A 24,442-nucleotide genomic window follows, 5' to 3' on the forward strand; every position below is an offset into this window, starting at 1 on the left:
TCTTACATCAAGCCGGTTTCTTAGTATTATCATCGGGATTGACTATGGTTGTGCGAACCGAGAATTTGTTCGCCAGAGAGTAAAGCTCTGGCAACATTCGATAAATTAAATAAAGCTGTTGCAAGATCAAACGAACAGATTCGTCATCTCCTTCGCGCCATTCCCCGATACGTTTATCTAAGTCGCTGCTTAAAGATTCTGGTGTGATATCACCATTTTGTAGGAGAAGTTGCTGCTCAAGGCGCTCTAGATTTTCATGGATGCCTTTATGGGCTTCTAAAATAAGTAAGTGGGTTTCGGCGTCATCAATTCGTTTACGGTGTGCGCCTAATGCTGAAATATAGCTTAACATCGCATGATTCAGCGTCAAAAAACGAAAGCTTTCATCAATGGCTTTTTTGTATTTTTTAGGTTCTGCCAACATATTACTGATGGTTGTACTAAGAGTGGCATCCATATTATGCGCGTTTCGGCGGGCAAGACGGTAATTGACATCATCCCGCTTACCTATCCGATATTGCGAAATAATTTGCCCAAGGTAATTTTTATTAGCTTGAATGGCTTCAGACATTACTCGGTGTAATTTTTTTGCTTCCCAATCAGGTAAAATATAACGCACAGCAAATACCGCGAGTCCGCAACCAATAATAGTGTCGGCTAGCCGAGGCAAAATAACGGCATAACCTTCACCTAGTTGATTAAAGCAAAATAAGACGAGTAAAGTAATAAAGGCGGTTGCAGAACCATAGTTGTGCATCCTAAAAGCGAAGAATAACGTACCGGAAATCACTAAAAATACAAGCTGACTTTCCTGAGAAGGGAACAATGTTAATAATGCGCCTCCGACTAATAATCCAACAATTGTACCTACCACACGTCCAGTTAATTTATGCCTAGTTGCGCTAAAGTTCGGTTGGCAAACAAACAGACTGGTTAGCATAATCCAGTAGCCACGTTCTAAATCAAAAGCCTGAATAATGCCGTAACCTATGGTTAATACAATCGACATTCTCAGTGCATGGCGAAAAAGTATGGAATCTTTATTCAAGTTGTTTTGAATGCGCTGCCACATTACTTTTGGTGTGTGGGCGGTGGTGTCATGCAAAGAATAGTCGTTGACTTCATCGCTGGTATTTTCTGGTGTGAATTTGGAAGCGTCAGGGTTACTGACGTTTGAAAGCTGTTTTTCGACAGTGACTAAATTATTAAATAAATAGAACAGTTGAGCCAGTGGTAGTTTCCATTCAGGCTTTTGCTGATCTTTTAAATATTGCATGGATGATTGTAATTCATCTAGGGCTAGAATCGAGTCGCCATCGTATTGGTATTGTGTGCCAGATTCTAATGCTTCGGAAATCGCTCGGCAGGCTTTTGCTTGTGCGAGCATTAAATGTTTGAAGCGAAACAGTACATCGGTTCTTGAGAAGTGTTCGGCTAAATCTTGGTAGCGATAATGCGTTGAACTTATGCGTTCGTGGATATCTTGCGCTAAAAAATAGAGCTGTAAATAGCGATCACTCGGGCCATCAACATGCCCTCGTTTAGAGCGATTTAATAACGTACTTTTGGCATTATTTAAAGCCATTACGGTACTGGAATTTAGCTTTGCTTCTAATAAACGGTAAGGCTGAGGTGTTAAACCAACAATAGGATGAAACAGTTCGCTTTTTCCCTCTAAATAGTCCGCTAACTCTTCAAATACATTAGCTAATCCTTGTTGCACTGGCTGCATTGGCCAGAATATTTGCCATATCATTGTGATCAAGGAATACCAAGCCGCGCCAATTAATAATAGTGTCGGTTGAAACCAAATACTTTCATCTAAATGGTGCCCTAGCATGGTGTAAATTGCGATCAGTAATGAACCAAAAGCAATACTGGCATAACGAGGACCAACCGCGCCTAGCATGATAAATCCAAAACTACTTATAAATAAGCCAATGGCAAAAAGAGGTGGATAAGGAAACAGTATTTCGATAGAAAATGAAGCGATGGCAAAACATATAAAGGTAAGGATCAATGCCCGAATACGGCCCATAAAATTATCATCTGTTTCGGCTAATGCAGCAGCGATAATACCAAGAATTAATGGGGTGATTTCGGTACTGTAATGATAATACCAACATGGAATGACGATACCTAGCAACGCAATGAGAATTCGAACGCAGTAATTTACGATTTTATCAGACCAATAATGGCGAAGTTGACGCATCAAGTTCATCATACACCTCAAAATAACAACAAGATTTGAGTATAGTGTGCTTTCTACAGTGAAACCATAGGCGATTGTAATAACAGGTAAAAAGTGACGCTATGTTTGCTTATGAACAAGTTAGGGATTATTTGTGCTGTTTTCTTCAATATAATGCTGACTTTTTGTTCGTATTTCATTTCTTTAAAATACCATGACGAGTGAGAGCTTTCATTCAACGTAAAAGCCGTTAATATACGTTAGCAATAATACAACATAGCCAATTGATAAAATTCAAGCTGATTTTGTTGCATTGAACTATTGATCATTGAAAGGAAACCCCATGCAATTAAGCGCGAGTCGATTCGCTCAATTTTTTATTCAAGAAGAATACCAACAAGTTGAAGTGAAAGATCAGTGTATTACCTTATCTTCGCCTGCCGATGAAATTCACATTCCTTTTGCTGCTTGGAATGGGGAAGTCACCGTAGAAAGAGGATTAGTGTGGGGTAATTTGTATTTTCATGCTTATGAAGAAGACGGTGAGCAACTTCAATGGCTGGCTCAAGGCTTACCTTGGCAAGAGTGCCAAATTTTTGCTCAACAAGCGGTTGGTGAATATCGCCGTTGGCAAAATAACCAAAGTGAATCATTAGCAGAATTGGTACCCAGTTGGTTAAAGCAATTGCAAGAACTGGTGAATCAACCTCGTTATTTGACGCATTCTTCTTTGCAATATTGGATGAAAGGTATTGAAGACGATCTTGCGAAAAAAGCGATGTCTTTACCAGAAGTGATCCATATATTTCCTACTCATAATGAATGGGACAGTGAAAGTGATGATCAGCAAAGTACGCCATCAGTCATGAGTGGTTTGAAACGTTGGTTAACTCACCCCGAAGCGTCTTTAGAACAACGTAATCAAACGTGGGTTAAAAACCAAGAATACGATTGGAAAGCCTTTTTTCAAGAATGTGAACGTTCACCACTTAATGCCACACAGCAAACCGCGGTGTTATTGAATGATGACCACACCTTAGTATTAGCGGGCGCGGGATCTGGGAAAACCAGTGTTTTAATGGCCAAAGTGGGTTATTTACTGAAAAGTGAACAAGTTCAAGCCAGTGATATTTTAATGGTCGCGTTTGGTCGTGAAGCGGCGAAAGAAATGCAGCAACGTATTAGTGAACAATTTGGCGCAGAGGCATCGAGTATTAAGGTGCAAACTTTCCATCAATTAGGTTTAAACATCATTAAACAGGTGGAAGGGGCACAAGTTGAAATCTCACCTTTAGCGACAACCCCTAAGTTAAAATCAGCCTGGTTTTCACAATGGTTAAAAACCCATTGGATGACAGAAACGAACTTTAAACGTTGGCAAAAACATCTTATGGACTGGCCAATTGCCTTTTTAAAAGGGGATGTCGATTTAGGTTCTCATGCTGAAAATCCTAAATTATTGGCATGGCTTGAACAACAAGTGGATCAACTGTCGGCGTTGCAATTACCGAAAAAGCAACTGCAAGAGCAATTAATTGATTTGGCCGATTATCCGCGTTTAAACAGTGAGTTAATGCTGGCTTGGCCCTGTTACCAAGCGTGGCAAAAAATGCTGAAAGAAGATAATCAAATTGATTTTAATAGCATGATTTCAAAAGCCACTCAGTACACTCGTAATGGAAAATTCAAACCGACATGGCGCTATATGATGGTGGATGAATATCAAGATATTTCACCAAACCGTTTAGATTTGCTTGATAGCATCTGCCAAAAAAGTATCAATGAAATTTCCTTAGGAGAAACCACCACCAAGCAACCATGTGCCTTGTTTGCGGTTGGCGATGATTGGCAGGCTATTTACCGTTTTGCTGGCGCTGATGTTAACTTGACCACTGGATTTAAAAAACGTTTTTCACAGGCTAAAATTCATTATTTAGATACAACGTATCGTTTTAATAACCAGATTGGTGATGTCGCTAATCACTTTATTCAACGCAACCCTAGCCAATTAGAGAAAACGTTGAATAGCCATAAGCATCAAAAACAAAAAGCAGTCACTATTGCGCCAATGTCTTCATTAGAAAAGATCTTAGGTGAGTTGAATAGCCAAGATAAAGCCCGTAAAAAGGTGCTGATTTTAGGGCGAAATCATTACCATGAGCCAAGCGATCTGAAAACGTTGCAAAAGTTGAATTTACATTTAGATATCGAATACAAGACCTGTCATGCCAGCAAAGGGCAGGAGGCCGATTATGTTTTTATTGTGTCACTCGATGAAGGGCAGTTTCCTGCTATTGAAAGGCAAAAACATCTGCACGATGCCTTACTTTCTAGTGAAGATCATTTCCCACATGCAGAAGAGCGACGTTTGTTTTATGTCGCAATGACTCGCGCAAAAGAGAAGGTTTGGCTACTGCATAATGCCAACCCTTCTGCGTTTATAAAGGAACTAAAAGCGGGGCGTTACCCCGTTATAGTGAAGAAGCGTTAAGCTATTTACCTATTTACCTATTTACCTATTTACCTATTTACCTATTTACTTATGTACTTATTTACCAATTAACAAAATATATGATGCTGTTTCTTTCCAGAATATTGGGTGAAAACAGCATCACTTTTTACCTTAACCTGGATGCCCATCCACTCTTGGTTTAGTCAGCATCGGGCCAAATTTAACGATACACATTATAAACGCATAAATCCATAATATGGCGGAAAGGTTGATGAGTATCATCATGTATTCTGGCCAAAATGCCACGCCAATTCCCCGTACCAAGGCAGCGATTAAAATGGCTAAAAATGCATGCCACATGCTGGGTCCTTCATAAATATTGTGGCCAGTGTGTCCCATCGTGACTCGAGTAATCATCGCTAGAATCAAGCCGCCAATCGCACCAATTGCCAATACATGAATCATATTGTGAGACACGAAATACCCGCTTGAAATGACGCCCATTAGTGCTAATCCTTTAATGAATAACCCTACAGGTATACAAGCGTAGGCGGTATGCAAAGACCACACCAAAGGTTCTTTAAAGGTTGTCCATGGTTTCCAACGTAAAAAGCGAGCGGTCTGCATAACCGCAGCGAATATCATTAAGGCTGGGCTAATCGTCATTGCGGTAAGTGGAAAAAAGCTAAGAATAAATAATAAGACTAAAGGAAAATTCGCACCAACATCTAGCCAAATTAAAGGTTCTGCTTTTTTAAAGTTGATTCTTCTCGCTGTAAAAAATGGAATAACCCGCCCACCCATAATGGAAATGAGTAACACAAACCACCACAGCATGGCCTCCCAAACCGCAATAGAAGGAAATGGTGGCATACCTTTAATGGTGGCATAGGCTGCAAAGTTCGCCACAATCGCTAAGATGAAAAAGGGCAGAAAAATGAGGTTACGGTACTTTTGTGATTTGACTACTCGAAAAGAAATTTCATACGCGACCAAGGCCAAAAATAGAGCTTCAATGGATGAGATGACCCACAAAGGGGTAGACGTCCAAAACAATATTCGAGGCAATAACCACAATATAACGATCACGCCTAACCATGTATTTTTAGTCCCATTCACGCCAGTCCAATTCTGGGCGGCGGTGAGTAGAAACCCTGCGACAATGGCCATGGCAAATCCAAACAGCATCTCATGAACATGCCACCATAATGCCGGGACCGATAACTGGCTTGGTTGCCCATGCTGAAAAGCGTATACCCAAATGGCAATAGCAAGAGGGGCGTAAATAGCGCCTAGCAAGAAAAAAGGTCGAAAGCCAAGGCGCAACAGAGGGGTAATTTTATCTTCGGCACTTTTATCCGTGATATTCATCATTAAAGATAGCTCCTAAAAATGTGGGTGTACTACGGTGTAAACGCAATTATTATGTCATACCTATTATTTAAAGCATTAATCATGCCACTATTTAACTGATTGATTTTTAATGTTAATTTTTATCAGTATAAACAGTTGATGTTAAATAAACATCATTAGGGTAAGATCACAAAGTGACCTTATTATACATGTGATCAATTGTTTTATTTATTATTAACTTACGGGTAACATCTATGGTTAAAAACACATCAAACCATTCAATGGAACGAGTGTTATTACAAATAGCATTGGACTTAAATGCTCGCACACCAACGACTCAACATTATCAAAAGTTGGTTGATGCTTTGCAGCAGGTGTTACCGTGTGATGCTTGTGTTTTATTGATATTAAACCATCAGCAGCAACTTATCCCTGTTGCGATGAATGGATTATCGAATGAGGTTCTTGGCCGTTCTTTTTTACCAGAGTTGCACCCACGTTTGTCCATAATTTTGGAAAGCCGTCAGCCCGTACGTTTTCCAGAAGATTCAACGCTCCCCGATCCATTTGATGGTTATTTAAGCCATGACCCTCACCATAAAATTGATGTACATGCCTGCATGGGATGTAGCTTATATGTTGAGGATACTTTAGTTGGCGTTTTAACGCTTGATGCTCAAGCCTCAGGAGCCTTTGATGATATTGAAGATTCTACAATCGAAACGTTTGCAAGCTTAGCCGCGGGTATTGTACGTAATATTAGTTTGTTCGAAGCCTTGAATAAGGCGAACTATCAACAAAAATCCATTAATAAATTATTGATCGACGAAGCTCGAATCCGAGGGGGGCAATTGGTGGGGATTAGCCCTCAAATAAAACAATTATTATTAAATATTAAGATGGTTGCGCAATCCAATTATGCGGTTTTGATTAGTGGTGAAACCGGGACTGGTAAAGAGCTTGTTGCCCATCGGGTTCATGCTAAAAGTTTACGTTCAGATAAACCGATGATTTATGTTAACTGCGCGGCCTTACCTGAATCGATTGCAGAAAGTGAATTGTTTGGTCATGTGAAAGGTGCATTTACCGGGGCTCATGCTCATCGAGCGGGTAAGTTTGAGTTGGCCGATGGCGGAACCATCTTTTTAGATGAAATTGGGGAATTGCCATTGCTGTTACAAGCAAAGTTATTGCGTGTGATTCAACAAGGTGAAGTACAACGTGTGGGGGCCGATAAAAATAGCTTAATTGATGTGCGCATTATTGCCGCCACGAACCGGGATTTGGATAAAGAAGTCACCGAAGGGCGTTTTCGCTCAGATCTCTTCCATCGCTTGAATGTATTCCCAATACTGGTGCCCCCATTACGTGACCGAGAAGGGGATATACCCGTACTGATTGGCCATATTCTCGATACCATTCGTACTCAGTTTCAATTGAAAATATTGCATATTCATCCAAAAGCATTACAACAGTTAGAACAGCAGCCTTGGCTCGGTAACGTGCGTGAACTTGAACACACTTTGATGCGTGCGGGGTTAAGGGCCATGCAAGAACAGGCGAAAGTGATTGAATGGCATCATTTTCATGCCGATTTATCGATGAATCAGGTTGAATCAACGTTGGCGTCATCCAATCAAGCGGCTTCAACCTTACTCCCTATCGAACCCACCCCGATGAGATCGGCGGTTGAAGCGTATCAAAAGCAACTCATTGCCCATGCGTTGCAGCAAAGTGGCGGTGTATGGTCAAAAGCGGCTGAATTTTTACAAATGGACAGAGGAAATTTATATAAGATGGGTAAGAAGCTCGGGTTGTGAGTAGAATCTTGACGTTATTTGGAAGTATAAGAAGTCATTTGGAAATATAAAAAAGCATTAAATATATTGATATTTAGTGTTTGAAGCCCCACTCTATAGGAAAATCTACTTCGGAAAGCTTGATGTGAGTACCATTCGGTTCATTTTATTGTTTTTTTGTGTCATTGGCGCGACTCATGCCAAGGCCGATCACATCCCGGATTTACATCAAGCCCGTTTATCACCCGTTTTAGTCTCTCTTTCTCAAAATATCACCTCGACATGCCAAATAACCGCTTTGGATGTTTCGGCAGTACCATGTTTGTCTAACACGGCGTCTACCGATTCATTAAACCAGCATTCATTGAATCCGCATTCATCAAAACTGGCGTCGTCAACTGATTTCAGCAATGACATATACGTCAATAGTTTTAATCTTAGATTTGCACATGGTAGTTTTAATCATGATGAATTAACGCCAGACTATGTGGAAATCTTTGAATTTTCGGTTGTTTCTTTTTCTTCAACCGCTTGGCACTATACTGAACGTTTCACGCCTCAGCATGATTGGATGATACTAACTAAATCTAAATCACCCCGGATTTCTTCTTGGAAAGACAGTAACTTACAATATATTCCTCAGCAATATCCCCATCTATTTGCCTAACTTGCTCTGAGCCTTTGGGTCATCTTTAGCCCTTAGATTCAAGCTTAGATCGTTATTATTTGGCTATTTTCGCGAATTTATATTATGCGTTAGCTTTATTTTTCGACCCTTTTAGTGCGGTTTTATTCAATGATTCTGAGTGGCTACATCGACCTAGCTTGGAACTAAGAAGAAATCGATACTTATTCATCAACGTACTATCAATCAATGGGCGTTGAAGACCTATTTTAGGTAAATAAGATGAATGTACATAAACCTCGCGCCTCCTCGAAGCGCACCTTAAACCAATATTCTTTTTGGCAATATGCGGTGCTTATTGTCACTCTTTCGATCATGTTATTAAGCGCCTTACCTTCTTGGTTTGGTGAATCACCAGCCTTGCAAATTAACCAAGGTAGTGAGGCTCGATCCGATAAATTGACTCATGTTCAATTTGAACCCTTGAAGTTACAGCAGGCCCTTATCAAACAAGGAATAGAGTTAAAAGAAATCAAGCAAGATAACACCACCACTTGGGTCATATTATCGAATTCAGAACAGATGCCATTAGCTAAGAACGCCTTGCTTGATATGGTTGGTAAACAAGGTGAAAACAGTGATATTCAAGTGGCTTTAGCTTCGGTTGCTAACGCGCCTAGATGGCTAACTCACCTTGGATTGAAGCCGATATCATTAGGGTTAGATCTCCGTGGTGGTGTGCAATTTTTGCTCGATGTTGATATGGCTTCTGTGTATCAAAATCAAACCGATGAAGTTCAAAAAGGAATCAACCATTTTCTGATTGATAATAAATTTCGTAGAGCACAATTTACCGATCTATCGGCTGAAGGCTTTAGCGTCACACTCGCCAATGCGAAGCAAGCATCCCAGTTACGTGATTTTGTTCATGAGCAGTACGCCAATTGGAAAGTCGTTAACAAGGATAATCGCCTTACCTTAAGCCGCTTGGAAGCGGAAAGTGTGGCATTACGCAATATGACGGTGCAACAAAACTTGCAGATTATGCGCAGTCGAATTGAAGAGCTAGGCATTACTGAAGCGTCAGTACAGCGGCAAGGTGATCAACGTATTCGTATTGAATTGCCCGGTGTTCAAGATCCGGCTCAAGCGAAAAATGTCATTGGGGCAACCGCGAGTTTGGCGTTTTATGAAGTGGTTAATAATGGAGGAAAAACGCTCCCGGATCAAAATGGCAATCTAATTCATGTTAACCAATCACCAGTATTAACGGGTGAACATATTGTTGATGCTCGTGCCAATTTTGGTGAAATGGGCATGCCTGAAGTGAACATTAGTTTGGATAGCCAAGGTGGGAAAATGATGGCCGATTTTTCCGGTCGTCATATTGGCAAGCCAATGGCAACCGCGTACAGCGAATATTCACGTAACGAAAAAGGAGAGGTGGTACAAACCAATAAGATCATTAGTGTTGCGACTATTCAATCGGCTCTTGGCTCTAAATTCCGCATTACCGGAGCTGGCTCAATGCAAGATGCGCAAAGTTTAGCATTACTGCTACGGGCTGGGTCATTAACGGCGCCTGTTACCATCGTGGAAGAACGCACGATTGGTCCAACACTTGGGGCTGAAAATATTACCAACGGCTTTTCTGCCTTAGCTTTAGGCTTAGGATTGACCTTGCTATTTATGGCGGTTTGGTATCGTCGATTAGGCTGGGTTGCGAACGTTGCTTTGTTAGCCAATATGGTGATGTTATTTGGCCTTCTGGCCTTGATTCCAGGAGCGGTATTGACTCTACCAGGCATTGCAGGGTTGGTGCTTACCGTCGGCATGGCGGTGGATACGAACGTGCTCATCTTTGAGCGGATTCGTGACAAGTTAAAAGATGGCAATAGTGTAGCGATGTCGATAAATAATGGATTTAGCAGCGCAACCAGCACCATATTAGATGCCAATTTTACCACCATGATCACTGCGATCGTGTTGTACACCATTGGTAATGGGCCCATACAAGGCTTCGCTTTAACACTAGGTTTGGGGCTGCTGACCAGTATGTTTACCGGTATTTTCGCCTCTCGCGCAATGATCAATTGGTTTTGGGGTAAAGACACCCGCCGTAATGTGAGTATTTAATCATGAGTAAATTAATAAATATGCAAAATGCGAGTAAATGGCGTTATGGCACAAGTGTGATCTCGATTTTATTAATGTGCGTCGCTTTGTTTTTTATTACGACGAAAGGTTTTAATTGGGGGTTAGATTTTACCGGTGGTGTGGTGAGTGAGATTCAGGTTAGCCCCAAAATCACCAGTAGTGAGCTTAGCCCATTATTAGAAGGGGGGTTAGGGCAAAAAGTCAGTGTCGTGGCAGGTGAAGGGCAGGGACGTTGGATCATACGCTACAGCATGCCAGAAAATGCACAGGAAAATACGTCATCGATTGAAACACTATTACTACCACTGCACGGCGAAACACAAGTGTTGAACACGAGCATTGTTGGGCCACAAGTCGGCCAAGATTTAGCGAATCAAGGTGGCTTGGCTTTACTTGTCTGTCTATTGTGTATCATGGCTTATTTAAGCATTCGATTTGAATGGCGGTTGGCTTTAGGTTCGCTGGTGGCATTACTGCATGATGTGGTCTTTGTGCTCGGTTTCTTTGCATTAAGCCAGATGGAGTTTAATTTAACCGTATTAGCCGCCATTTTGGCTATTCTAGGGTATTCGCTCAATGACTCGATCATCATTGCCGACCGTATTCGTGAATTGCTGCGTATAAAACCTAATGTGGCCACCGCTGATATAAATAACCAAGCCATCGCGGCGACGTTTATTCGTACAATGATCACCTCAGGTACGACTTTATTGACTGTTTCCGCCTTATGGTTATTAGGTGGGGCGCCGCTAGAAGGCTTTTCTATTGCCATGTTTATCGGCATTGTAACGGGGACATGGTCGTCCATTGCTGTTGGCACCTCTTTACCCGAATTGCTGGGATTAAAACCCGAGCATTATCAAGTCGTCACAATATCCGATACGCCATAAATAGCTTATACCAATCACATGAATTAATGAGTCAGACAATGCTCACCGGTACAGTAGGAGTGGATGGTGCCACTGATGCATTCTAGCAACGAATGTCACCGAATGAGCATATCAAGGTGGTTATTGAACCTTGGTATAATGGCTTGTTGGAACGAGTGTGAAATCCGTCAAGTAGTAGAATCAAGAAGTAGCAGAATCATCACCCCATGAGGTTCGCTGAATGGGGTTTTTTAATATTAACGATGTTTTTTTAACATCTCACCGATGTGTTAAAAACATCATTTTTGTTGTTAATGATAAGTTAAGTCGTTGTTTTGTAGCTATTTAAATATTGGCACGCTACATGCAATACAGTGATTAAGTTTTTATTGGTCGTAAGTTTCTCGGCCTTATTTTTATTTATCACTGGAGCTTCAAACTATGTTCTGTATTCAATGTGAGCAAACTATCCGTACCCCTGTTGCCAGCGGTTGTTCTTATTCTCAAGGTATGTGTGGTAAAACAAGTGACGTGTCGGATCTGCAAGATATCCTTGTTTATACATTGCAAGGTGCCACTTTTTGGGCTGAACTTGGTCGTGAATACGGCATCATCGATTCTGAAATTGATGAGTGGGCACCCAAAGCATTCTTTTCAACGCTTACCAATGTGAACTTTGATGAAGAACGCATCATTGAATTTTCAAACCAAGCTTACCAATTCAAAATGCGCTTAGAAGAAAAAGTACGCGCGGCGGCCACACTGGCAGACAAAGCGTTACCAGAGCTTTCTCCTGCTGCTATTTTTGAGCTTCCAACCGACCGTGAATCTCTCCTTAAATTTGCACCATTAGCCGCGGTTAACCGTGGTCATGAAACGGTAGATCCTGATGTGATGGGCTTACGCCTGCTTTGCCTTTATGGCTTAAAAGGGGCGGCAGCTTATATGGAACATGCTCGAATTCTTGAGCAAACCAGTGTCGAAATTTTTAGCGAATATCATCAAATTATGGCGTGGTTGGGTACGGAGCCACAAGATCTTGCGGCGTTGCTTGAGTGTTCTATGCAAATTGGTTTGATGAACTATAAGATCATGGAAATTCTTGATCGTGGTGAAACACTAACTTATGGACACCCAGCGCCCACTCAAGTGAATGTAAAAACCAAGAGTGGCAAATGTATTCTAGTTTCTGGCCACGACTTACATGACCTTGAGAAAATCTTGCAACAAACTGAAGGTAAAGGCATCAATGTTTATACCAACGGTGAAATGTTGCCTGCACACGGCTACCCAGAGCTCAACAAATATCCACACCTGGCGGGTAACTACGGTAGCGCTTGGCAGAACCAACAAAAAGAATTTGCTAACTTCCCTGGTGCCATTGTGATGACGTCAAACTGCTTAATTAACCCAGAAGTGGGTCAATACGCTGATCGTCTATTTACGCGTAGCATCGTAGGTTGGCCGGGTGTGGCTCATCTTGAAGGCGATGATTTCTCATCGGTTATTGATTGTGCATTAGCCCACGAAGGTTTCAAGCATGATGAGATTGAACAAATGATCACGGTTGGATTTGGTCGTAATGCCTTGATGGAAGCCGCTCCGGCAGTTATCGATCAAATCAAACAAGGCAACATCAGCCACTTCTTCCTAGTGGGTGGTTGTGACGGGGACAAAGTGGAGCGTAACTACTTCAATGAATTCACCAAACAAACCCCTGATGACAGCGTTATTTTGACGTTGGCGTGTGGGAAATTCCGCTTCAATAAAGAGCAACACGGTGAAATCAATGGCATTCCACGCCTATTGGATGTGGGCCAATGTAACGATTCATACTCGGCGATTCAACTTGCTCTTGCCCTTGCCAAGGAGTTTGATTGTGGTGTGAATGATTTACCCCTAACGCTGGTTCTTTCTTGGTTTGAACAAAAAGCGATTGTGGTACTTCTTACGCTGCTTGCGTTAGGCATCAAAGGGATTTACACCGGCCCAACCAAACCTGCGTTCCTAACCGATAACCTAATGGCAGTGATGCAAGAGAAATTCGATCTTCGTTCAATCTCAACGGTTGAAGAAGATATGAAGGCTATCTTAGGCGAGAAAGTCGCTTAATTATAACCGTCGTATTTGAAGCTACAACATCAACTACTTAGGTTATCTATCTGTCGTATTTGAAGCGGCATCTCCGTTTGATTGCCGCTTTAAATGGTTGGATAGCCATCACCAAATATCGCCATCCCGGAAATGAGGCACTAATTATCCGGGATCTCGCTTTAATCCATATCATTATCGTGATTATAAACCCGTTTCAGATTGGCTTTTTATGTCTAGAAACGAGCAACGAGAGAAATAATATGAATCACTTCCAATGGCCTACCAATGGCCCTGTTACTTTAGTCTGCCAACGTAAATGGGCTGAAACATCAAACAGTGTAAGCTTTACTCTCGCACCTGAATCTTTTGAAGAGCAAGGTGTGGTGTTTGATTTTATTCCCGGTCAATTTATTACTTTAGGGATCGAAATCGACGGCAAAATGGAATATCGCGCTTATTCATTAAGCTCAATGCCAAATCAAACTGAATTACAACTAACCATCAAGCGGGTTGCGGGTGGTAAAGTGTCAAACTATATCGTTGATAGCCTACAAGAAGGGCAAGCGGTATCGGTTTTAAAGCCAGCAGGTCAATTTCACCTTGCTCAAGCTCATGGCGATCGCATTGTTTTACTTAGCGCCGGTTGTGGTATTACCCCTGTTATGTCAATGGCCAAAACACTATTGGCCGATGACAATGACCCAACCGATATTCATTTCATTCATGCGGCAACAGAAATAGATCAAGTCATTTATCACCAAGAACTATTATCGATGGCTGAGCAGCATCAACGTTTTTACCTTCACATTATGCTTGAAGATGCCAAAGGAAGTGATTATTTAGAAGGGCGTTTAACCCAAGCTGCAATAAAACAATATTGCTCGGATATTGCTGATCGCAGCGCATTCTTATGTGGCCCAGTCGGTTTTATGGGCGCCATGAAAGAAAACCTACAGGCGTTAGGTATGAATATGGATTATTTCTACCAAGAAAGTTTCACGCCAGCAGAATCGACTCAACCAGACGTTGATCTTGCTTCTGGTGATCAATCCAAAGGAGATAAAGCAAAAGCGTTATCTAATGCAACGGTATTTGTACCCACTTTTGGCGCACACGCAGAAGCGAAAATTGGCAGTACGTTAATTGATGCATTAGAAGCCGCAAAAGTGCCGGTGATCGCCGCCTGTCGTAGTGGTATTTGTGGTTCTTGTAAGTGTAAAGTTACCAAAGGAAAATTTACGCGTACCAGCACAGAAACCTTAACCGCCGATGAAATTGAGCAAGGATTTGTACTGGCGTGTTCTTGTCACATTGAATCTGACTTAGAAGTTGCGTTGAATTAGCCGTTGTTACTAAGTCGTTCGTTATTAATCCTTTTATCATCTACTCATTAAAAAATAGTACTTTATTGCCTATGTGAGAGTATTTCTTTAGTGAGAAAGCTCTGCAGGTTGTGAAAAATACGCGTATACTCGCGCCAAATTATTGCTCACTTTCAATTGGGACTTCAATGTCAAAATTATTCTTTAAAGGCCGTATTGATACGCGTCAAAATCATGTTATGTCTGGCTATAATGTTAAACGTGATGTGAAAGCTGGCAGTGCTGAATCACCACTAAATTTAGTGGTGAAGACAGCAGAGCGCCAAGCTGAGATCGAAGGCATCTTATTAGAGCAACAATTAGTTGCAGATATTACGGTTGATGCTTCTAAAGATGAAAATATTGTAGAACTAGACACCATTTTGAACAAACCGAAAACCACGACGTTTGAAAAAACACCTAATCGTAATGATCCATGTTCATGTGGAAGTGGTAAAAAATACAAGAAATGTTGCGGCTGAAAAAACGGAAGTGACGGAGAGCAGAACGATTTAATTTGAAGCTGCAGTATGATGATATCCCTGCAGCTTCAATTTTTTTACCTTTAAAAAAGACTTAGCGACGATTACGCACAATTTGGTATTTACGTGTTAAATATTCCACTGGCACGCTCCAAATGTGAACTAAACGGCAGAACGGGAATAGCAAGAACATGGTCATACCCAGTACGATGTGTACTCGGAAGATCATGGCGACCCCATCTAAATGCGCAGAAGAACCCGCGCCAAACGTCATCACCGATTGTGCCCAGCCCACTAATTTCATCATTTCGCTGCCGTCCATGTGTTGGGCAGAAAAAGGAATAGTGAGAACACCTAAACAAGCCTGAATCACCAATAAGGTTAAGATACCAATATCGGCAAAGCTTGAAGTTGCTCTAACGCGTGAGTTAGTTAAACGGCGTTTTAGTAGCATGGCGCCACCTGCTACCGTCATTAGCCCACATGCCCCACCTGCAATCATTGCCAATTGTTGTTTAGCGGCAATGGTAATAAAAGGAGCATACATCCAATGTGGCGTTAACATCCCGACAAAGTGACCCGCAAAAATGCCTAAGATCCCAACGTGGAATAGGTTAGATGCAATGCGCATGTAGCGTTTGTCATTACGACTGGTGAGCATTTGGCTAGAGCCTGCACGCCAAGTGTATTGAGCGTAGTCATAACGAATCCAACTACCAATGAAAAACACAGCACTGGCGATGTAAGGATACACGTCAAAAAAGAACGTATTTAGAAAACTCATTATTGGCCTCCAGAGACTGAAGTTGATGATGCAGTTGAAGTCGGAAGTGAATCTAAGCTGACATATTGTGGCTGTACACTGCCGGCAAAACGTTTTTGGTGCATGTTTTGTTCAGCAGACGCACAACCTTCTTCACCTAAGAATTTGATTTGCTCTTCTTCCCAAACCGCATCTAAAGCTTCGGGTGTATCATCGCGTTCTTCTTTTTCTACATTACTATTTAAATGCTCAGGACGAACTTTTGTGCCTGATAACTCAAGTAATAAAGTAAACAAGTGGCGATAGATACTGTCACGCTTTTCTAAACGAGCGCCAAGCAGCGCAAGAATAGGAGCGATATCGGCTAAACCTTTAGTCGACTCTTCACGGGTTTGCGTGGCTAAGTATTCAAGGTAAACCGGCAGATAATCAGGCAGTTCAATGCTGTCGATTTGAAGGCCGGCTGCTTTGTATTGCTCCATCAAGTCGATCATGGCTTGGCCACGATCTCTTGATTCACCATGCACATGTTCAAACAACAATAATGATAATGAACGGCCGCGATCGAACAGTTCAATGTAGTTAGATTGAGCATCCAATAAATCTTGCTCAGTCAGTTCTTCAATGAAGGTGTATAAACGACTCATTTGAGCCGGAGAGAGAAAGAGCATTTCAGAAATATCTTTCATCAACTCGTCTTGGTGTAACCAGATCTCGCGATCTGGGTACTCAAGCAAGAGAGAAATAATCTTTAGATTTTCCATTATTTCGCTCCTTTACCGTTCATATCTGAAGCATCCATAAATTGAACACTATTTTGAGGGGCAGTTTTTGGATCAATGTTGATAGCATCGATGCGTTTGCTGTCAAATAGGTTGAATTTGTTTTCACTTCCACCGCCATGACAACCATCACCAAAACTAAATCCACAACCACTTTTTTGGGCATAAGCGCCGGTGTCATCAAGTGCGCCTGGGAACGATTCTTTGGCCATTTCACGATGACTCGCTGGAATAACAAAGCGGTCTTCGTAGTTAGCAATCGCAAGGTAACGATACATTTCTTTCGCTTGAGCTTCGGTTAAACCCGCTTCTTCAAGTGCTGTGGTATCGATAACACCGTCAACAGTTTCTGCGCGCTTGTAATGACGCATGGCGAGCATACGTTTTAGAGCGCTAAGTACTGGTTTTTCATCACCTGCGGTGAGTAAGTTAGCCAGATATTTCACAGGAATACGCAGTCTTTCGATTTCTGGCAAGATGCCGTCGCCGTCAAGTACACCCGCATCCGTTACCGCTTGAATTGGCGATAGCGGCGGCACATACCACACCATTGGTAGGGTGCGATATTCTGGGTGAAGAGGCAGCGCCAATTTCCAATCAACCGCCATTTTGTAAACCGGTGATTTCTGCGCTGCTTCAATGGTGCTCATTGGAACGCCTTGTGCTAACGCTTCTTTAATCACAGCAGGATCGTTGGGATCTAAAAACACATCCAATTGTTCTTGGTAGAGATCGGTAACGTTCTCGGTTGATGCGGCTTGTTCTACTTTATCGGCATCGTAAAGCATTACGCCAAGGTAGCGAATACGGCCGACACAGGTTTCAGAACACACGGTTGGTTGACCCGCTTCAATACGCGGGTAACAGAAAATACATTTTTCAGATTTTCCTGATTTCCAGTTGAAGTAGATTTTTTTGTATGGGCAACCGGTTAAGCACATGCGCCAGCCGCGACATTTGTCTTGATCGATTAAGACAATACCATCTTCTTCACGCTTGTAGATTGAACCGCTTGGGCAAGTTGCCACACAAGTTGGGTTCAAACAATGCTCACATAAACGCGGCAAATACATCATGAAAGTGTTTTCAAATTCGCCGACGATTTCTTTTTGCTTTTGCTCGAAACCAAATGCATTCAAGTTGTAGTCTTTTGAACGTTTTGAATACTCACCACCAAGAATTTCTTCCCAGTTTGGTCCATTTTCAATTTTGTCCATACGCTCGCCAGTGATCAAAGAACGTGGGCGTGCGATAGGTTGATGTTTGCTTTCTTTAGCATTTTGCAGATGTTCATAATCGAACGTAAACGGTTCGTAGTAATCATCAATGCTTGGCATATCTGGGTTGTTGAACAATTTTGACAATACGCCAACTTTGCCGCCCATTCGTGGTTCAATTTTGCCATTGATTTTTCTAATCCAACCGCCTTTCCATTGGTCTTGATCTTCCCAATTGGCTGGGTAGCCAACACCAGGTTTACTTTCTACGTTGTTGAACCACGCATATTCCATACCTTCACGGCTAGTCCATACGTTTTTACAAGTGACTGAACAGGTGTGACAGCCAATACATTTGTCTAGGTTAAGCACCATGCCGACTTGAGAACGGATTTTCATGCTTATTTCTCCTGTTCAGTTTTGGTTGAAGCGTGTGGAACCGCTTTTTCTTGATCGTAATCGTTATTTTCTTCATCTAACCATTTCACGTCTTTCATCTTACGAACCACAACGAATTCATCGCGGTTAGAACCCACGGTGCCGTAGTAGTTAAAGCCGTAAGATTGCTGAGCGTAACCGCCAATCATGTGGGTTGGTTTTGGCGTGATACGAGTCACTGAGTTATGAATACCACCACGTTGTTTGGTGATTTCAGAACCAGGGATGTTCACCAAACGTTCTTGAGCGTGGTACATCATCACCATGCCTTCAGGCACACGTTGGCTCACAACTGCACGAGCGGTTAGAGCGCCGTTGCTGTTAAACGCTTCGATCCAATCGTTATCTTCAATGCCAAGTGATTTTGCATCGTCCTCACTCATCCAAACAATTGGACCACCGCGAGACAGCGTTAGCATTAATAGGTTTTCGCTGTAGGTTGAGTGAATGCCCCATTTTTGGTGTGGAGTAATAAAGTTCAATGCTTTTTCAGGGTTGCCATTACTCTTTCTGTTGATTTCGCTTTGTACTGAGCGAGTATCAACCGGTGGACGATACGCCACTAAGCTTTCGCCGAAATCACGCATCCATTGGTGATCTTGATACAACTGCTGACGACCAGAAAGGGTGCGCCATGGGATAAGCTCGTGTACGTTGGTGTAACAGGCGTTGTAAGACACATGTTCATCTTCTAAGCCAGACCAAGTAGGGCTTGAGATGATTTTGCGTGGTTGCGCTTGAATATCACGGAAGCGAATTTTTTCATCTTCTTTATTAGTGGCAAGGTGAGTATGCTCAAGGCCAGTTTTCTCACTCAGTGCCGCCCATGCTTTTACGGCAACTTGACCATTGGTTTCTGGTGCAAGCGATAAGATCACTTCTGCTGCATCAATGGCGCTCTCAATCAGTGGACGGCCTTCAGCTGCGCCTTCTGTTTTGGTGTAATTCAGCTCTTTTAGGAAATCGACTTCAACTTGTGTATCCCAGTTGATGCCTTTACCGCCATTGCCTTGTTCATCCAAAATAGGACCAAGTGAAGTGAAACGCTCATAAGTATTTGGATAATCACGAACCACGGTTTTAAGGTGTGGTGCAGTTTTACCTGGAATAAGGTCACATTCGCCTTTTTTCCAATCTCTTACATCAAACGGTTGAGCAATCTCAGCGTTTGAATCGTGTTGAATTGGCAGAGAAACAAGATCGGTTTCAACCCCTAAATGACCAACACAAACTTCAGAGAATTTCTTCGCGATGCCTTTGTAGATTTCCCAGTCACTTTTTGCTTCCCAAGCAGGATCAACCGCGGCAGAAAGAGGGTGGATGAATGGGTGCATGTCTGAAGTGTTCATGTCATCTTTTTCATACCAAGTAGCAGTAGGAAGAACGATGTCTGAGAATAAACAGGTGCTTGACATACGGAAATCGAGCGTTACCACGAGATCAAGCTTGCCTTGTGTACCTTGGTCTTTCCATTCAATTTCTTCAGGCTTAACCTTACCTTGTAGGCCAAGATCTTTACCTTGAATGCCGTTTTCAGTACCCAACAAGTATTTCAGCATGTACTCGTGACCTTTACCTGACGAACCTAGTAGGTTTGAACGCCAAATAAACATGTTACGGGGATAGTGATCTTCAGGTTGTTCTGCGGCAAACTTGATGCTGCCATCTTTTAAGTTTTTCACCATGTAATCTTCAGAGCTTAAGCCTTCTGCTTTGGCTTTCTCAGCCACATGCAGCGGGTTAATATTGAATTGTGGTGATGATGGTAACCAACCCATACGTTCTGCTTTCACGTTCATGTCGAGCAAGCTTTCGCTGTAACGCGACTTGTCGGCAATCGGAGAAAGAAGATCGTTCGAATTAACCGTTTCATAACGCCATTGGCTTGAATGGTTGTAGAAGAACGACGTACCATTCATATGGCGAGGCGGTTTCTGCCAATCTAGGCCAAAAGCAAGGGGTTGCCAGCCAGTTTGAGGACGTAGTTTTTCTTGACCAACATAGTGCGACCAACCGCCACCACTTTGACCAACACAGCCACAAAATACCAACATGTTGATGATGCCACGGTAAGACATATCCATGTGGAACCAGTGGTTCAAACCTGCGCCAACGATGACCATTGAACGGCCACGCGTTTTCTCGGCATTTTCACCAAATTCACGAGCAATCTTAATGATTTCAGCGCGATTTACGCCAGTAACAAGTTCTGCCCAAGCTGGAGAATACGCTTTGACTTCATCGTAAGTAGAGGCGCAGTTTTCATCATTCAGACCACGATCAATACCGTAGTTCGCCATGGTTAAGTCGTAAACGCTGGTGACTAAAATCTCGTTACCTTGGGCATTGGTAATACGTTTGGCTGGCAATTTATGTTGAATAACATCGTTCAATTCAACATTTTGGAAATGCTCGCTTGGCAGGCCACCAAAGTATGGGAAGCCAACACTGACAACTTCATCGTGTGAATCAACAAGGCTTAAACGCAGGTTACGTTCTTGGTCAGTTTTGCCATCTTTTTGTTGAAGGTTCCATTTGCCATCTTCACCCCAGCGATAACCGATAGAGCCTTGTGGCGCAATCAACTCTCCAGTGGCTTCATCAATCGCAATGGTTTTCCATTCAGGATTGTTATCTTGGCCAAGGTTATCGACTAGATCAGAAGCACGCAGCTGACGACCAGCAACAAAAGTACCGTCTTCGCGTTTTTCAAGTTCAACCAACATTGGCATGTCGGTGTATTGTTGAGTGTAATTTTTGAAGTATTCGACTTGACGCTTGGTGTGGAACTCGGTCAATAAAACGTGGCCCATTGCCAATGCCATTGCACTGTCGGTACCTTGTTTTGGGTTTAACCAATGGTCACACAATTTTGCTACTTCAGCGTAATCGGGCGTTACTGCAACCGTTTTGGTGCCTTTGTAACGAACTTCGGTAAAGAAATGCGCATCAGGCGTACGCGTTTGAGGCACATTTGAACCCCACGCGATGATGTATGAAGAGTTATACCAATCGGCGGATTCTGGTACGTCGGTTTGCTCGCCCCATGTCATTGGAGAGGCTGGTGGTAAATCACAATACCAATCGTAGAAACTTAAGCACGTTCCACCGATAAGAGAAAGATAGCGAGCACCAGAAGCATAAGACACCATCGACATTGCTGGAATTGGAGAGAAGCCAACAATTCGGTCAGGACCGTGTTCTTTTGCCGTATGAACGTTTGCCGCGGCAATTAATTCGTTTGCGTCATCCCAATTAGCGCGAACAAAACCGCCGCGTCCGCGGGCTTTTTTGTATTGCTGCATTTTAACAGGATCGGAGGTGATTGATTTCCAAGCATCGACTGGATCGCTGTGTTGCAGTTTCGCTTCTTGCCAAAGTTTTAATAGACGTTTGCGAATCATTGGGTATTTAACTCGGTTGGCACTGTAAAGATACCAAGAATAACTAGCACCACGAGGACAACCACGTGGTTCATGATTTGGGAGATCAGGACGAGTACGAGGGTAGTCGGTTTGTTGTGTTTCCCAAGTTACTAGGCCGTTTTTAACATAGATTTTCCAACTACAAGAACCTGTACAGTTAACCCCGTGAGTGGAGCGAACAATCTTGTCATGTTGCCAACGACTACGATATCCATTTTCCCAATCGCGGTTAGAATCCATCGATTGGCCGTGGCCATTTGAAAAGGTTTCACCTAGTTGCTTAAAGTAACGAAACCGGTCAAGAAATTTGCTCATCCGGGGATCTCCTCATCAGGTTTTTCACCTGTAGTTATATGTATTTAGTTAATATTGACATTGGTCATCTCTGCCAGAATAGGGAGCCTAAAGTGGCGAGGTATTGATTTTGATCAATAAGTACTTTGTCGTGAATGAAAGTCGATTAATCATCTACCTCCAATTAGTTAGAATTATTTTATTTTAATTTATTGTTTTATAATGATTTTTTTGAAATTAAAGGCTTGAATGGATTGAGAGAGGTATAGGAAACTATTGAGGGGTATATAGCCTTTGTACTTGAAGCTGCCGTTTTGTTGATAGCGTTTATTCACCCTAATCACTTTGGGTATAGAATTGAAACGTGCTGAGTGAAAAGGCTGCTCAAGAATGGCATGAACCCAAAATAAAAACAGCCTGATCAATCATGATCAAGCCGTGATGTTTTATATAAACGCAGAGCTTACTCGTTCTGTCTTCTATTTTTTCTCATAACGGCCATACACCGCCCAAGTCAAAATGACACAAACAATGTAAAAGCCCAAGAATACCTTCATGGCTCCAATCGGTGAGCCAGTCAGCGCTAGAGACGTCCCAAACGCTTTAGGGATAAAGAAACCACCAATTGCGCCAATGGCAGAAATAAAGCCTAATGCTGCTGCTGAATCTTTGATGGCTCGCGCTTGCGCTTTTTCTTCGTTACCACCATTTTCACGTAGCATTCTTTCAACAGTTAATTGCCTAAATACCACCGCAATCATTTGGAAGGTTGAGCCACTTCCCAAACCAGCCGTAGCAAATAACAACATAAAACCAATAAAGAACAATTTGAAATTACCGTTGGCCGATGCTTCGCCTGGTAAGAAATAGAAAATTGACGCAGTAAAGATAGCCATTAATACAAAGTTAATGGTAGTGACTTTTATTCCACCAAGTTTATCGGATAATGCCCCGCCCACAGGTCGCATAAAGGCGCCTAATAATGGGCCCAAGAATGCAATATGGATAATATCTACCGTTGGGAATTGGGTTTTGGTTAACATGGCAAAACCGGCTGAAAAGCCAATAAATGAACCAAAAGTCGATAAATATAAGAAACTCAACACCCACATATGAGGGCGTTTTAATACTGGCAGTTGATCGGAAATAGACGCTTTAGCGGTGGCGATATCATTCATACCAAACCATGCCGCTAAGGTGGTTATTACGATAAACGGAACCCAAATGAGAGGTGCGTTTGCGAGCCATAACATGCTGCCATCGGGTTGTTGAGAACCAGAAACAAAGAAGCTAAAGATCCCCATAGAAACCGTAAGTGGCGCAAATAACTGCATCACACTCACGCCAAGATTGCCTAAGCCACCATTTAAGCCCAGCGCGCCACCTTGTTTATGTTTTGGGAAGAAGAAACTGATGTTTGACATGCTTGAGGCAAAGTTGCCGCCAGCAAAACCACACAGTAGAGAAATTAAGACAAAAATAGAATAGGGCGTATTTGAATCTTGAACGGCAATGGATAGCCAGATGCAGGGTACTGCCAGGAAGGCAGTTGTGAAGGCAGTCCAACGACGGCCACCTATAATAGGGACCATAAAGGAATAAGGGATACGCATGATCGCGCCAGAGGCTGAAGGTAGCGCCGTTAACAAAAACAGTTGATCGGTAGTAAAGGTAAATCCTACTCGATTAAGGTTAATAGAAACCGTGCTAAACATCATCCAAACACAGAAAGAAAGTAATAGACAGGGAATAGAAATCCATAAATTCTTACGGGCAATATGTTGGCCTTCCTGTTGCCAAAACGTTGGGTCTTCCGGTACCCAATGGGTTAACACCTTGCTAATATTTTTACTCTTATGAATGGTCGATTCCATTTCAAAATCCTTACTAAGTCTGCAAAATAGACGCTAGCTTTGACCTATTTTTAAGGGGGCTTTTTGACTCATATCAATTGAATGGCAGTTTTTTAGAGGTATAAAGGTGATACCATTCCTATATAGGTACTATTTATATGGTTATTATTTTGTTTATTATTAATAGGTTACATTTAATTGTTGAAGGGTAGGTATCAAAATATAAAGTAATGGATATTAAGTAATACCTATAAATGATTATATGGTTCTATTTCAGAAAGCATAAA

At 42.2% G+C, this 24,442-nt stretch carries 15 protein-coding genes; 8 read left to right on the top strand and 7 right to left on the bottom strand.

Annotation, left to right across the window (positions count from 1 at the left end; genetic code table 11):
- Positions 1-7 precede the first annotated feature (7 nt).
- Positions 8-2,221 (bottom strand): YccS family putative transporter, encoded by a 2,214-nt coding sequence (yccS, locus tag VCASEI_RS14855; RefSeq protein WP_086961324.1) that lies wholly within the window; start codon positions 2,219-2,221, stop codon positions 8-10.
- 313 nt (positions 2,222-2,534) lie between these two features.
- On the opposite strand from yccS, the gene helD reads away from it, so the two are divergent.
- Complete coding sequence (helD, locus tag VCASEI_RS14860; protein WP_086961326.1) at positions 2,535-4,682, top strand: DNA helicase IV; 2,148 nt, start codon at positions 2,535-2,537, stop codon at positions 4,680-4,682.
- A 132-nt stretch (positions 4,683-4,814) separates the two neighbouring features.
- On the opposite strand, the gene VCASEI_RS14865 is transcribed toward helD, so the two are convergent.
- Complete coding sequence (locus VCASEI_RS14865) at positions 4,815-6,017, bottom strand: NnrS family protein (protein ID WP_086961328.1); 1,203 nt, start codon at positions 6,015-6,017, stop codon at positions 4,815-4,817.
- Between the two features lie 233 nt (positions 6,018-6,250).
- Here VCASEI_RS14865 and norR point away from each other — a divergent pair, with 233 nt between their 5' ends.
- The 7 genes from norR (at position 6,251) to VCASEI_RS14900 (ending at position 15,383) form a co-directional block, all read left to right on the top strand.
- Positions 6,251-7,816 carry a nitric oxide reductase transcriptional regulator NorR gene (gene norR / locus VCASEI_RS14870; protein WP_086961330.1) on the top strand — a complete coding sequence of 522 codons (1,566 nt, stop codon included), beginning with the start codon at positions 6,251-6,253 and terminating at the stop codon, positions 7,814-7,816.
- Between the two features lie 124 nt (positions 7,817-7,940).
- Entirely contained in the window at positions 7,941-8,462 is a 522-nt protein-coding gene (locus tag VCASEI_RS14875) for a hypothetical protein (protein WP_140396204.1), read from the top strand.
- 240 nt (positions 8,463-8,702) lie between these two features.
- A complete protein-coding gene (secD, locus tag VCASEI_RS14880; RefSeq protein WP_086961334.1) occupies positions 8,703-10,556 on the top strand; it encodes a protein translocase subunit SecD in 1,854 nt (617 codons plus the stop codon).
- 2 nt (positions 10,557-10,558) lie between these two features.
- On the top strand, positions 10,559-11,467 hold the full coding sequence (secF, locus tag VCASEI_RS14885) for a protein translocase subunit SecF (protein WP_086961336.1): 909 nt from the start codon (positions 10,559-10,561) through the stop codon (positions 11,465-11,467).
- A 420-nt stretch (positions 11,468-11,887) separates the two neighbouring features.
- The gene (gene hcp / locus VCASEI_RS14890) at positions 11,888-13,558 is read left to right on the top strand and encodes a hydroxylamine reductase (protein WP_089110495.1); all 1,671 of its coding nucleotides are present in this window, start codon (positions 11,888-11,890) and stop codon (positions 13,556-13,558) included.
- A 242-nt stretch (positions 13,559-13,800) separates the two neighbouring features.
- Complete coding sequence (locus VCASEI_RS14895; protein WP_086961339.1) at positions 13,801-14,883, top strand: hybrid-cluster NAD(P)-dependent oxidoreductase; 1,083 nt, start codon at positions 13,801-13,803, stop codon at positions 14,881-14,883.
- A gap of 167 nt (positions 14,884-15,050) precedes the next feature.
- A complete protein-coding gene (locus VCASEI_RS14900; protein ID WP_086961341.1) occupies positions 15,051-15,383 on the top strand; it encodes a PBPRA1643 family SWIM/SEC-C metal-binding motif protein in 333 nt (110 codons plus the stop codon).
- A gap of 94 nt (positions 15,384-15,477) precedes the next feature.
- Here VCASEI_RS14900 and narI read toward each other — a convergent pair whose 3' ends face one another.
- From narI to VCASEI_RS14925, 5 genes are all read right to left on the bottom strand, one after another.
- Positions 15,478-16,167 carry a respiratory nitrate reductase subunit gamma gene (gene narI / locus VCASEI_RS14905; protein WP_086961343.1) on the bottom strand — a complete coding sequence of 230 codons (690 nt, stop codon included), beginning with the start codon at positions 16,165-16,167 and terminating at the stop codon, positions 15,478-15,480.
- Positions 16,167-16,910 (bottom strand): nitrate reductase molybdenum cofactor assembly chaperone, encoded by a 744-nt coding sequence (gene narJ, locus VCASEI_RS14910; protein WP_086961345.1) that lies wholly within the window; start codon positions 16,908-16,910, stop codon positions 16,167-16,169. Before narJ ends, narI begins: the two co-directional genes overlap by 1 nt.
- Entirely contained in the window at positions 16,910-18,544 is a 1,635-nt protein-coding gene (gene narH / locus VCASEI_RS14915; protein WP_086961347.1) for a nitrate reductase subunit beta, read from the bottom strand. The genes narJ and narH overlap by 1 nt, the downstream gene beginning before the upstream one ends.
- Before the next feature lie 2 nt (positions 18,545-18,546).
- On the bottom strand, positions 18,547-22,323 hold the full coding sequence (locus tag VCASEI_RS14920; RefSeq protein WP_089110496.1) for a nitrate reductase subunit alpha: 3,777 nt from the start codon (positions 22,321-22,323) through the stop codon (positions 18,547-18,549).
- 458 nt (positions 22,324-22,781) lie between these two features.
- Entirely contained in the window at positions 22,782-24,176 is a 1,395-nt protein-coding gene (locus tag VCASEI_RS14925) for a NarK family nitrate/nitrite MFS transporter (RefSeq protein WP_089110497.1), read from the bottom strand.
- Positions 24,177-24,442: the final 266 nt, after the last annotated feature.

Origin of the sequence: Vibrio casei (assembly GCF_002218025.2) — a bacterium.
GTDB classification, from domain to species: Bacteria; Pseudomonadota; Gammaproteobacteria; order Enterobacterales; family Vibrionaceae; genus Vibrio; species Vibrio casei.